We start from the raw sequence: 11727 nt of genomic DNA on the forward strand, positions 1-11727 counted from the left end.
GGCTGAGAGTCGGGGGTGCAAGCAGTTCGATAAACTCACTGACCACCTTGCACCCCTACAAGGTTTCATCGGGATTGATGCCTAATTCTCTTAATCTTGCCGTTAATTGCTCAATTTTTTGTAAAGCCAGTTCTTTTTGTTGTCTTTCATATTCTTTTTGCTGTAAAGCCAGTTCTTGTTGTTGAGGTTCAGATTCTGTCGCCTGTTTCTCCAGAATAGCGGCTTCGACTGGTGTTGGGATTAACTGGCCCTTAGGAATAAAATAACGCAATTTATCGGCGTGTATCCCTAAATATAAGCCCAATTCTTCACTCCATAACCAACCTTGCTGATTGGGTTCAATCGGTTGATATTTTCCCCTAATTAACGTATATCCTTCAAACTCTAGGCTATAGGGGTCAAACCAGAAATAATCAGGAGTCCTAAAGGTATTTGGTTTCTAGTTGTTCCTAATGCGACAAAAAAGTCTGGCCCTCTAAAGTATTCTAATTTTTTCTGATTTGGGCTGTAGTAGATGCTTAAATTCCAGGTGCCAAAGTAATCTTCTCTATCTTGCCATAACCATTCTAGGCATTTTATCAATAAAATAATCTGAGTTAGATGTAAATTACTTTCCAATGGCGGTTTATCACTCGAAAATTCGCCCGTTGGGAAGATTATCTGATCTTTTTGGGCGGTTTAGCTAGGGGATAGGGGTTGAGTCGTAGTCATGGTTATCTGCTATGAATAATCGGCTGCCCGTGTGTTTAAACTGCTGGTTGAGATGAGACAAGGGGCGACAGTAAAGGGATTGGGGGAGATTCAGCTAATCTAAGGATAGGTGCTTAAAATGCGTCCTAGCCTATTATTATGTGTTAATCTCATCTTTACAGATCAAAACCCCACATCGTCTAAGGAGACAATGGCCGCTAATTCTCGGAATAAATCGCCCGTTTTTCTCGGCTGTTCCGGCAGGATCGCTATTTTTTGCCTTTTGATGTTATTATCGGCGGCAATAGGCTGGTTAATCGGGAAACAGTGGGTTAAACACAGCAATCAACCCCAAACCGTTAAACCCGTTTTTGCCACGGAGGAAAATAATTTTAATTCTGCCACAGATCGGGCATGGCAACGGAAAGCCGAGATGAGAAAGCGCCGTCTGGAGTTGGGAATTGATAGTCAGTTTTTTAAAAATCTTGTCAATGAATTGTTTAACCTCCGCTATGGGGATATCAAAGAGGAAAAACAGAAACAGGAACAAAGAGATATTTTAGCAGCAGCAATCCTTGATCGCTTAGAACGTCTCGATTCTGGCACTAGAGAAGCATTAGGTAGCTACGACGAGCAACAGCGAGAAAAATGGCGAGAACAAGTAAATCAGTTACGATTAAGCAGTAGAGTTCTTAATTTACTCACTGATACTGCTTTTTTTCAGCTATTTCCCGAATTGACAGAAAGACCAAATTTTGATAGTAGCCTAGGACAACTGTGGAGTGGTTTGGCTTGGAATCAGTTACAATCTTTACAGTCTGGCCTATCCTACCAAGCGATCGAAAGTTTAGACGCGGGGGGAGAGGAAGTGATCGAGGCAATTATCAGCGAGGGACAAGGAAAAGCCTATGCAATAAAATTGCGTTCTGGTGATCGGTTAGACTTAAATTTAGAGGCGGAAGGCGAAGTTTTACTATCTTTCTACTCTCCCACGGGTAATATTACCCTTTTAGACAAGTCTAGCGATCGGCAATGGTCCGGTCAATTACCCGAAGAGGGATTTTATGAATTAGTTATTCTCCCCCAATCTTCTACCCCCGTTCACTTTCGCTTACAGTTAAAAGTAAGTCAATGACTTTAACCGTCAGTTATCAGTTATCAGTTTACTGTTTACTGATCACTGAAAAGCTCCCCACTTCCCAATTCATAATTTATAATTTATAATTCATAATTTATAATTCCCCTAACCCGCTTTTTTACTTTTTCCCATGTCTCTAACTTTCCAAGCTGTTATCGCTAAATTAAATGAATTTTGGGCTGATCGCGGTTGCTTAGTTGCTCAACCCTATGATACCGAAAAAGGTGCAGGAACCATGAGTCCCCACACCTTTTTAAGGGCAATTGGTCCGGAACCTTGGGCCGTTGCCTATGTGGAACCCTGTCGTCGTCCTACGGATGGCCGTTATGGCGAAAATCCCAATCGTTTTCAGCATTACTATCAATATCAAGTCCTAATTAAACCCTCTCCTGATAATATTCAGGAAATCTATTTAGACTCCCTGCGGGTGTTAGGAATTAACCCAGAAGATCACGATATTCGCTTCGTGGAAGATAACTGGGAATCTCCCACCCTTGGCGCTTGGGGTGTGGGTTGGGAAGTGTGGTTAGATGGTATGGAAATCACTCAATTTACCTACTTTCAACAGTGTGGGGGCATCGATTGTCGTCCCGTGGCGATCGAAATTACCTACGGTTTAGAAAGATTAGCCATGTATCTGCAAGATGTGGAGGCAATTAATAAAATTCAATGGAATGAAAATATCCTCTACGGTGATATTTTTCTACAAAATGAAATCGAACAATGTACCTACAATTTTGAGGCTTCTAATCCTGAGTTGTTATTTAGTTTATTCAGTTTATATGAACAGGAAGCTAAACAATTAATCGATCGCTCTCTGGTGATTCCCAGTCTAGATTATGTTCTCAAATGTTCCCATACTTTTAATTTACTCGATGCTAGAGGTGTGATTGCTGTAGCTGAAAGAACCCGTTATATCGGCAGAATTCGCCATTTGGCGCGACAGGTTGCCCAATTGTATTTACAGCAACGAGAAGCTTTAGGTTTTCCCCTACAAACGGTTTAGCAATCAGTTATTCTAGCCGTCAGCATTTTCAGTAATCAGTAATCAGTTACCAGTTATCAGATGCGAGTTTTCAGTTCACTGTTTACTGTTCACTGATAAAATCTCCCCAACCTCGAACCAGTAACTTTGTACCTCATCAGTCAGAGAATTAATACATTAAGTTTTACAAACAGAGGCGATATTTCTGCAATCTAACCGGGTTCTACTGGTATATTAGTGGGTGACACTATATCTAGCCGGTAATTCGCCTCAAAAGACCCTTTTGTTGGATGTAATTCTTTACTTTGACTAGCCTATTAGTGCCAGGAAAAAGACTAAGCTTTTTAAGTTCTAATTTTTTAGACAAGGAGTTACTTTGATGATACCATCGCTACCCCAAAATGATGCTGATTCTATCAAACGACAAGAATTACTACAAAGACAAAAACAAGTCTACATCTATGATTCCGTTAGTGGTATCACCCTCGTCAAAGATTTACCTGCCCAAGAAAATTTCTCTATTTCCTATCAATTAATGCTGCGTAAAGGCTTGAGTGCTTTAATTGCCAATAGCGTGGCCACGAAAATAGAAAATGTCTTTGATCCCTTTGACAAATTAGAAGATTACGAACAACTTTTTCCTCTCCTTCCCAAACCCACAAGTATTAAAACTTGGCAATCTAACACAAGTTTTGCCCACCAAAGATTAGCGGGATTAAATCCCATGGTCATCCGCGGGATTAGCAGCTTACCGGATAATTTCCCCGTCAGCGATGCTATCTTCCAAAAAGCCATGGGACCCGATAAAACCATTGCCTCGGAAGCCGCTAAGGGTAACTTATTTCTAGCAGATTATGCCCCCCTAAACAACCTAACTTTAGGCAGTTATCAAAGGGGTATGAAAACCGCAACAGCACCTCTTGTCCTTTTCTGTTGGCGCGCTAGGGGTTTACGCGGTCAAGGGGGATTAGTACCGGTTGCCATTCAATTGTATCAGGATCCGACCGTACCTAATCAGCGCATCTATACCCCCGATGACGGACTTAATTGGTTAATGGCGAAGATTTTCGTGCAAATTGCCGACGGGAATCACCATGAATTAGTTAGTCACCTCAGCCATACCCATTTAGTAGCGGAAGCTTTTGTTTTAGCCACAGCTACCGAGTTAGCACTCAATCATCCTCTGGCAATTCTATTAAAACCTCATTTTCAATTTACCCTCGCTATTAATACTTTAGCCGAGAGCGAGTTAATTAGCCCAGGCGGATTCGTTGATCGTCTATTAGCGGGGACGCTAGAAGCATCTATCGAGATAATTAAGACTTCCTATCGTCAAAGATTGGATAATTTCGCCGATTATACCCTACCCAAGCAATTAGCCTTCCGCCAAGTCGATGATACCTCCCGACTACCAGATTACCCCTACCGGGACGATGCTCTCTTACTTTGGCAAGCAACGGAAACCTACGTCAAAGATTACCTAAGTCTTTACTATACTTCCGACGCGGATGTAAACGAGGATACAGAATTACAAGCTTGGGTGCGAAAATTGATGTCACCTGAAGGTGGAGGCATTAAAAAATTAGTTTCTGACGGAAAATTAGACACTTTAGCCAAATTAATCGAAGTTGTCACCCAGATAATTTTTATTGCTGGACCACAACACGCGGCGGTTAATTATTCTCAATACGATTATCTCGCCTTTTGCGCGAATATTCCCCTAGCCGGTTATCAATCTCCTCCCAAAGCATCTGAGGAGGTGAATATGGATTATATTCTCCGTCTTTTGCCCCCCCAGGCCCAGGCCACTTATCAATTGGAAATTATGCACACTTTAACAGCTTTTCAATTCAACCGTTTTGGTTATCCATCCCGAAATGATTTCCCAGATCAACGCACTTACCCGATTTTGGCGGTTTTCCAAGCTAAATTAAAAGCGATCGAAAATGAGATCGATCGGCGCAATTCAACCCGAATTACGCCTTATATTTTCCTGAAACCCTCTCGCATCCCCAATAGTATCAATATTTAAAGAGCAACCGCCACCTTGATGGGCTGCTGGGGTATCTAATGGTGATTCTCGTCCACAAAAACTAGACGAGAAACACCATGACAAAGAGTCTCTAAGAAAAAAAGATGTTAGCGATAACATCTTTTTGGCATTTTTTACAATTTAACTTCAATATCAACCCCTGCGGGTAAATCTAATTTCATCAAAGCATCGATTGTCTTAGAAGAGGGTTGGTAAATATCAATAATGCGGCGATGGGTGCGGGTTTCAAAATGTTCACGGGAGTCCTTGTCAACGTGAGGGGAACGCAGGACACAATAAATCTTTCTTTTGGTCGGTAGGGGAATCGGTCCGATGGCCGTGGCGTTAGTTCTATTGGCAGTATCGACAATCTTCTCACAGGAAGTATCGAGTAAGCGCCGGTCAAAAGCTTTCAAACGAATGCGAATTTTCTGTTGTTGTAACGTAGCCATAATTTCACCTATTGCAATTGTCAAGGTACAAAATAAAGACAGTAACGGAGCAGCTTTTAAATTCACTGCCCCGTTAATTAGTAGATTAGCCTACTTGATAATTTTCGAGATAACGCCAGAACCGATGGTGCGACCACCTTCGCGAATAGCGAAGCGCATACCCTGTTCAATAGCGATCGGGTTGATCAGTTCCACGGTCATTTTGATCCGGTCTCCCGGCATGACCATTTCTACAGTGCTGCCATCATCGGCGGTGTAGTCTTGGATCGTGCCAGTTACGTCAGTTGTCCGTACATAGAACTGAGGACGATAGTTTTTAAAGAAAGGAGTGTGACGACCACCCTCTTCTTTACTTAACACATACACCTCCCCTTCAAACTGGGTGTGGGGTTTGATCGTACCCGGTTTAGCGATCACCATGCCGCGCTCGATGTCGGTTTTTTGGATACCACGCAGGAGGATACCCGCGTTGTCACCGGCCATCCCTTGGTCAAGACTTTTCTTGAACATTTCGATCCCGGTGACGGTGGTGGGGCGAGTTTCTCTGATCCCGACCAATTCCACGTTATCACCCACTTTCACAATACCGCGTTCGATCCGACCGGTAGCCACCGTCCCCCGACCAGTAATCGAGAATACGTCTTCTACCGCCATCAGGAAGGGTTTATCGATATCCCGTTCGGGGGTGGGGATATAGCTATCTACCGCTTCCATTAATTCATAAATTGCGTCCACCCACTCGTTATCGCCTTTTTGGGCCTTGGGATTTTTGGTCATGTAGTCGAGGGCTTCTTTCGCAGAACCGGCAATAATGGGGATATCGTCGCCAGCGAAGTCGTAATTGGTGAGAAGTTCGCGTACTTCCAGTTCTACGAGTTCCAGTAACTCCTCGTCGTCCACCATATCTTTTTTGTTGAGGAAGACCACCAGGTTAGGTACACCCACCTGACGAGCCAGCAGGATATGTTCCCGGGTTTGGGGCATCGGGCCATCGGCGGCCGAGACCACGAGAATACCACCGTCCATCTGTGCCGCACCGGTGATCATGTTTTTTACATAGTCCGCGTGGCCGGGGCAGTCCACGTGTGCATAGTGGCGACTGGCGGTTTCGTACTCAACGTGAGCGGTGTTGATGGTGATCCCGCGAGCCTTTTCTTCGGGAGCGGCATCGATTTCATCGTATTTTTTAGCTTGGGCATTACCCAGAGCCGCTAGGGTCATCGTGATAGCGGCGGTGAGGGTAGTTTTGCCGTGGTCAACGTGACCGATCGTGCCGATGTTAACGTGGGGTTTCGTCCGTTCAAATTTAGCGCGTGCCATTTACTTTCTGTTCCTTTGTTTTTTTTTCTTCTTCAGGTGGGTGAACAGTAATCAGTCACCAGAGATCAGTTTTAAGTTAGCAGTTATTAGGGTTGACCGATCAAATTTAAATGATCGGTTTGTCTTCACTGCTCACCGGTCACTGGATTACTGATTAGCCGTTCCCCTTACTTTTGGCGATAATCGCCTCGGCCACGTTGCGGGGGACTTCTTCGTAATGGCTAAATTCCATGGTGAAGATGCCCCGTCCTTGGGTTTTGGAGCGAATATCAGTGGCGTAACCAAACATTTCCGCTAAGGGAACTTTAGCGGAGACTTTGGCGATGCCGGCCTCGGTTTCTTGACCGTCGATTTGTCCCCGACGAGAGTTAAGATCACCGATGACGTTACCGATGAAGTCTTCGGGTACTTCCACCTCGACCTTCATCATCGGTTCTAGGAGAACGGGGGTAGCTTTCATCACCGCTTCCTTAATCGCCATGGAACCGGCAATCTTAAAGGCCATCTCGGAGGAGTCCACATCGTGGAAAGAACCATCCACAAGGGTTGCTTTCAGGTCGATGACGGGATAACCCGCAACGATACCCGATTCGCAAGCTTCTTTCATCCCTTGTTCTGAGGGGTTGATGTATTCTTTGGGGATAGCACCACCGACAATTTTGGAGACGAAGACAAAGCCAGATCCCGGTTCACCCGGTTCGAGTTCGATGACGACGTGGCCGTACTGTCCTTTACCGCCACTTTGACGGATAAATTTACCCTCGGCCCGTACGGGTTTCCGCACAGTTTCCCGATAGGCAACTTGGGGAGCGCCCACCGTCGCTTCGACTTTGTATTCCCGCAGCATCCGATCGACGAGGATTTCCAGGTGCAGTTCTCCCATCCCGGCGATTACCGTTTGATTGGTTTCGGGATCAACTTTGACCCGGAAGGTGGGATCTTCATCGGAGAGAGCTTGCAGAGCTTTGCTGAGTTTCTCGATGTCCTGTTTGGTTTTCGGTTCCACCGCCACGGAGATAACCGGTTCGGGGATAAAGAGGGATTCTAGAATAATCGGGTTCTTATCATCACAGAGGGTATCCCCGGTAATGGTGTTTTTCAGTCCGATCGCCGCTCCCAGATCACCGGCGCGCAGTTCATCCACTTCGATCCGTTCGTTGGATTTGAGGATGATCAGGCGAGCGATCCGTTCTTTGGTTCCTTTGGTGGAGTTGTAGGCGTAGCTGCCTTTAGCTAGTACACCGGAATAGACCCGTAGGAAGGTTAAACGACCGAAGGGATCGGCCATGATTTTGAAGGCGAGAGCCGAGAAGGGCGCATCGTCCTTGGCTTCCCGGATTGCCTCGCTACCATCGGGGAGAATCCCTTTAACGGCGGCTACTTCCGAGGGTGAGGGCAGATAATCGACAACGGCATCGAGGAGCAGTTGTACCCCTTTGTTTTTGAAAGCCGACCCGCAGAGGACGGGAACAATTGTACCTGCAATCGTCCCTTCTCTGAGACCGCGTTTGATTTCGGCTTCGGTGAGTTCTTCACCTTCTAGATATTTTTCTAGGAGTTCTTCATCGGCTTCCGCTACAGCCTCCACCAGCTGCAGGCGGAATTCTTCGGCCTTTTTCAATAAGTCTTCGGGAATGTCGGTTTCTTCTATGTCTTTCCCTAGATCGTCCTTATATATATAGGCGCGCATCTTGACGAGATCGATGATCCCGCTCAGTTCGCTTTCCGCGCCGATCGGCATTTGGATGGGAACGGCGTTAGCTCTAAGGCGATCTCTTAATTGTTCGTAAACTTTGAAGAAGTTCGCTCCCGTTCTGTCCATTTTGTTGATAAAGGCAATCCGGGGTACTTTGTACCGATCGGCTTGTCTCCAGACGGTTTCCGATTGGGGTTGTACACCACCAACAGAGCAGAAAACCGCCACTACTCCATCGAGTACCCGCATGGAACGTTCCACTTCAATGGTGAAATCGACGTGGCCAGGGGTGTCAATGATGTTGATGCGATGATCTTGCCAACTGGTACTGATGGCGGCGGCGGTGATGGTGATTCCTCGCTCCCGTTCCTGTTCCATCCAGTCGGTAATTGCCGTTCCGTCGTGGACTTCGCCCAGTTTATGAGCGACTCCCGTGTAGAACAGGATTCTTTCTGTTGTCGTTGTTTTGCCCGCGTCTATATGAGCGGCGATTCCGATGTTTCGCACTCTCTCTAGCGGGATAGTCCGTGCCACAGCAACCTCCTTGCTTTGCTTGCCAGTGATGGGATTTTGTTCTAGGATTTTTTACACTATTTACAATTTTATACTTTTCTTGACAGTTTTTTGGCGGCAGCGGTGTGTTCCACCGCCCTTAAAGTATCTTTAAAGTATCTTTCTTAGTAACGATAGTGGGCAAAGGCTTTGTTTGCCTCTGCCATCCGGTGGGTTTCTTCCCGTTTTTTGATCGTGCCGCCGGTTTCATTGGCTGCGTCCATGATCTCGTTGGCTAGTTTACCTGCCATGGTTTTGCCACCTCTAGTCCGAGCATAGTGGACTAACCAACGCAGTGCCAATGTACTACCACGGTTGGTGCGTACTTCCATCGGGACTTGATAGGTGGCTCCACCGACCCGGCGGGCTTTCACTTCCACTAGGGGGGTGGCGTTTTTAACGGCTTTTTCAAATACTTCTAGGGGTTCTTGGCCGGTACGTTCGCCGACGGTTTTCAGGGCATCGTAAACGATGTTAGCGGCCAGGGATTTCTTGCCCGATCGCATGATCCGGCGGATGGTCATGCTGACTAAACAGCTATTGTAAACGGGATCGGGGGGAATAGGACGTTTTTTGACGTTTTTACGGCGAGACATCGGAATATTCCTGAATTTTCTAGGTTAACTTTAACTTTTGCTTGACAGTCGGATGATTACAGCCCATCTCAAACCCCCTCCTGCGAGTTTTCAGTCTCTTGGGTTAACTTTGACCGACTCGGTGGGAGTATTTTTTTGGTTAATCAATTCCCTGTTTATTTAGCGGCGGGTTTGGGGCGTTTGGTTCCGTACTTAGACCGCGCCTTTTGACGGTTTTTCACCCCGGTGGCATCGAGGGTGCCGCGAATGATGTGATATCTGACTCCGGGTAGATCTTTGACCCGACCGCCGCGAATGAGGACGACCGAGTGTTCTTGCAGGTTATGACCGATGCCCGGGATGTAGGCTGTCACCTCAAATCCAGAGGTCAAACGTACCCTAGCCACTTTCCGTAGGGCTGAGTTGGGTTTTTTCGGTGTGGTGGTATATACTCTTGTACAAACTCCCCGACGTTGGGGGCATTGTTTGAGGGCGGGAGATTTGGTTTTTCTTTTCGCTTTGGATCTTTCGTCGCGTATTAATTGCTGAATGGTGGGCATGATAGGGCTGTATCTAAGGTTACTCTGAACTCCTATTACCGAAGGTCAAATCGTTGACAAAAGGTCATTATAGCAAATTGTTGCTCTTGTTGTCAAGTACGCGATTGTGCTTTTCTCCGGTTTAGATGTTAGAGATTGTCTTTTTGGTTAGATAACAAAATCTTGATCGCTGTGATAGGAAAGGACGCAACTGCAGGTATTATGGATAAATTTGGCAATAATTGACAAAATTAGCATTAGAGACAGGAAATTGCGATAACATCAAAAAAAGTCAGGGAGAGGATAGTTATGCTCGATCTTGCCAAATTAGCGGCAAAAATGCCAGGGATTAGTCAACATTTTCAACAGGAAGTGGCAGCTAGTCGCGAGCGAGTGCAACGGGCTAAAATTCTTTTAGAACAGGCTCAACAGCAACAGGAAAAACTGCTAGAACTCTATCATAACTGGCACGATCGCCTAATTTTCTCCGTAGCGCTACCGATCGAACCTCTCGACACCCGCGTTAGTATCCTTCCCCCTCCCGAAAGTCATAGCGTTTTTGCCACGGATGGTTCCCAAATTGCCCCTTCTCACCACGAAATCGCCTACTGTTATCTAATTAACATCGGTAGGATCATGTTGCACTATGGTCAAAATTTGCACCCTCTCCTCGATAGCATTCCCGAAGTCTATTACAAATCAGAAGACCTCTACATTTCTAAACAGTGGGGTATTCGCGTCGATGAGTGGATGAGTTATCGTCGGACGGTATTAGAAAGCCAAATGTTAGCAGAAATGGCTACTCGTTGGGTAAAACCCCCCGGGGCCCATTATGAACCAAATTTAGCCCTCGTGGATGGTTCTTTGATCTATTGGTTTATCGATAGTCTCCCCCCGGAAGCAAAAGATTTAATTTTGCCACCGATTTTTCAGTCTTGGGACGATTTAAAATCAGCTAGAATCCCGCTTATGGGTTATATTAGTGCTTCTCGTAGCACGGAAGGCTTAAATTTCCTGCGTTTACAATCTTGTCCCCATGATACTCCCAATTGCTTGATCAATTGCGGTGATTTAGACCCAGAAAAAACCCCTTGTCGCGTCGTCGATCCTCTCCGGGATGCTTCTCTCTGGGGTTATTTATTGGAACCGGGACAAAGAAGTCCTTTTTGGCGCAGTTCTTTGAAAATCCTCGATCTTTATGGGGATGAGCATCGCATTTACTTCTGTTATCTCCATGTGGGGACGGAAATCGCTAGGGTAGAAGTTCCTGCTTGGGTGGTAGAGGAGCGAGAATTACTCGATCGCTCTTTGAGTATTTTACTAGCCCAGGTGTTAAAAGGTTATGGTTATCCGATCGCCTTAGCGGAAGCGCACAATTTAGCGGTGATTAAAGGTGGCGATCGCTTGCGTTTTTTTGCCCTTTTGGAACAACAGATGATTAAAGTCGGTTTACAGGATGTGGGAACATCTTATAAAGAAGCGAGAAAGCGCAGTAGTATCGCTTAATAGTAAATCTGTTGAGTATAGGCTTACATATCAGGACAGGCAAAAGGCACTCTTGCAAAAGGCAAAAGGGGCAATAGATAATCAGTCTTTAATAACCGGATTAGACCTCGACCTAATATTATCTCAAGACCAAAAGTCTTTCTAGTTAAGGAATCTACCCGAATAAAAATTATTTTAATTGCCTCATATTTTTTAAGTAAAATTGAATTAGCAACGATAGATATACATTCCAGCTATCGAAC

Annotated in this window: 9 protein-coding genes and 1 pseudogene; 4 read left to right on the top strand and 6 right to left on the bottom strand. The window is 45.5% G+C overall.

Annotation, left to right across the window (positions count from 1 at the left end):
* Positions 1 to 55: 55 nt before the first annotated feature.
* Positions 56 to 660, bottom strand: a pseudogene (locus tag IM475_RS13480) (Uma2 family endonuclease).
* 241 nt (positions 661 to 901) lie between these two features.
* Here IM475_RS13480 and IM475_RS13485 point away from each other — a divergent pair.
* The 3 genes from IM475_RS13485 to IM475_RS13495 all read left to right on the top strand — a co-directional run bounded on the left by IM475_RS13485 (position 902) and on the right by IM475_RS13495 (position 4845).
* Complete coding sequence (locus IM475_RS13485; protein WP_287727909.1) at positions 902 to 1825, top strand: serine/threonine protein kinase; 924 nt, start codon at positions 902 to 904, stop codon at positions 1823 to 1825.
* Between the two features lie 133 nt (positions 1826 to 1958).
* The gene (glyQ, locus tag IM475_RS13490) at positions 1959 to 2834 is read left to right on the top strand and encodes a glycine--tRNA ligase subunit alpha (RefSeq protein ID WP_008201736.1); all 876 of its coding nucleotides are present in this window, start codon (positions 1959 to 1961) and stop codon (positions 2832 to 2834) included.
* A 358-nt stretch (positions 2835 to 3192) separates the two neighbouring features.
* Positions 3193 to 4845 carry a lipoxygenase family protein gene (locus tag IM475_RS13495; RefSeq protein ID WP_287727905.1) on the top strand — a complete coding sequence of 551 codons (1653 nt, stop codon included), beginning with the start codon at positions 3193 to 3195 and terminating at the stop codon, positions 4843 to 4845.
* A 134-nt stretch (positions 4846 to 4979) separates the two neighbouring features.
* Here IM475_RS13495 and rpsJ read toward each other — a convergent pair whose 3' ends face one another.
* From rpsJ to rpsL, 5 genes are all read right to left on the bottom strand, one after another.
* Complete coding sequence (rpsJ, locus tag IM475_RS13500) at positions 4980 to 5297, bottom strand: 30S ribosomal protein S10 (RefSeq protein WP_002800099.1); 318 nt, start codon at positions 5295 to 5297, stop codon at positions 4980 to 4982.
* Between the two features lie 90 nt (positions 5298 to 5387).
* Positions 5388 to 6617, bottom strand: coding sequence for an elongation factor Tu (gene tuf / locus IM475_RS13505; RefSeq protein ID WP_147069203.1), 1230 nt, complete (start codon positions 6615 to 6617; stop codon positions 5388 to 5390).
* Between the two features lie 154 nt (positions 6618 to 6771).
* On the bottom strand, positions 6772 to 8847 hold the full coding sequence (fusA, locus tag IM475_RS13510; RefSeq protein ID WP_287727906.1) for an elongation factor G: 2076 nt from the start codon (positions 8845 to 8847) through the stop codon (positions 6772 to 6774).
* Positions 8848 to 8990: 143 nt separating this feature from the next.
* The gene (gene rpsG / locus IM475_RS13515) at positions 8991 to 9461 is read right to left on the bottom strand and encodes a 30S ribosomal protein S7 (protein WP_002739653.1); all 471 of its coding nucleotides are present in this window, start codon (positions 9459 to 9461) and stop codon (positions 8991 to 8993) included.
* Positions 9462 to 9616: 155 nt separating this feature from the next.
* Entirely contained in the window at positions 9617 to 10000 is a 384-nt protein-coding gene (gene rpsL, locus IM475_RS13520; protein WP_002740176.1) for a 30S ribosomal protein S12, read from the bottom strand.
* 288 nt (positions 10001 to 10288) lie between these two features.
* Between rpsL and IM475_RS13525 the strand changes: the two genes are divergently transcribed.
* Positions 10289 to 11485, top strand: coding sequence for a DNA double-strand break repair nuclease NurA (locus IM475_RS13525; RefSeq protein WP_287659071.1), 1197 nt, complete (start codon positions 10289 to 10291; stop codon positions 11483 to 11485).
* Positions 11486 to 11727 lie beyond the last annotated feature (242 nt).

It is taken from the genome of Microcystis sp. M061S2 (assembly GCF_020245605.1).
Taxonomy (GTDB): domain Bacteria; phylum Cyanobacteriota; class Cyanobacteriia; order Cyanobacteriales; family Microcystaceae; genus Microcystis.

Coding starts and splice junctions, on each gene's coding strand:
- IM475_RS13485 (WP_287727909.1), top strand. CDS start 902: ATGGCCGCTAATTCTCGGAATAAATCGCCCGTTTTTCTCGGCTGTTCC.
- glyQ (WP_008201736.1), top strand. CDS start 1,959: ATGTCTCTAACTTTCCAAGCTGTTATCGCTAAATTAAATGAATTTTGG.
- IM475_RS13495 (WP_287727905.1), top strand. CDS start 3,193: ATGATACCATCGCTACCCCAAAATGATGCTGATTCTATCAAACGACAA.
- rpsJ (WP_002800099.1), bottom strand. CDS start 5,297: ATGGCTACGTTACAACAACAGAAAATTCGCATTCGTTTGAAAGCTTTT.
- tuf (WP_147069203.1), bottom strand. CDS start 6,617: ATGGCACGCGCTAAATTTGAACGGACGAAACCCCACGTTAACATCGGC.
- rpsG (WP_002739653.1), bottom strand. CDS start 9,461: ATGTCTCGCCGTAAAAACGTCAAAAAACGTCCTATTCCCCCCGATCCC.
- rpsL (WP_002740176.1), bottom strand. CDS start 10,000: ATGCCCACCATTCAGCAATTAATACGCGACGAAAGATCCAAAGCGAAA.
- IM475_RS13525 (WP_287659071.1), top strand. CDS start 10,289: ATGCTCGATCTTGCCAAATTAGCGGCAAAAATGCCAGGGATTAGTCAA.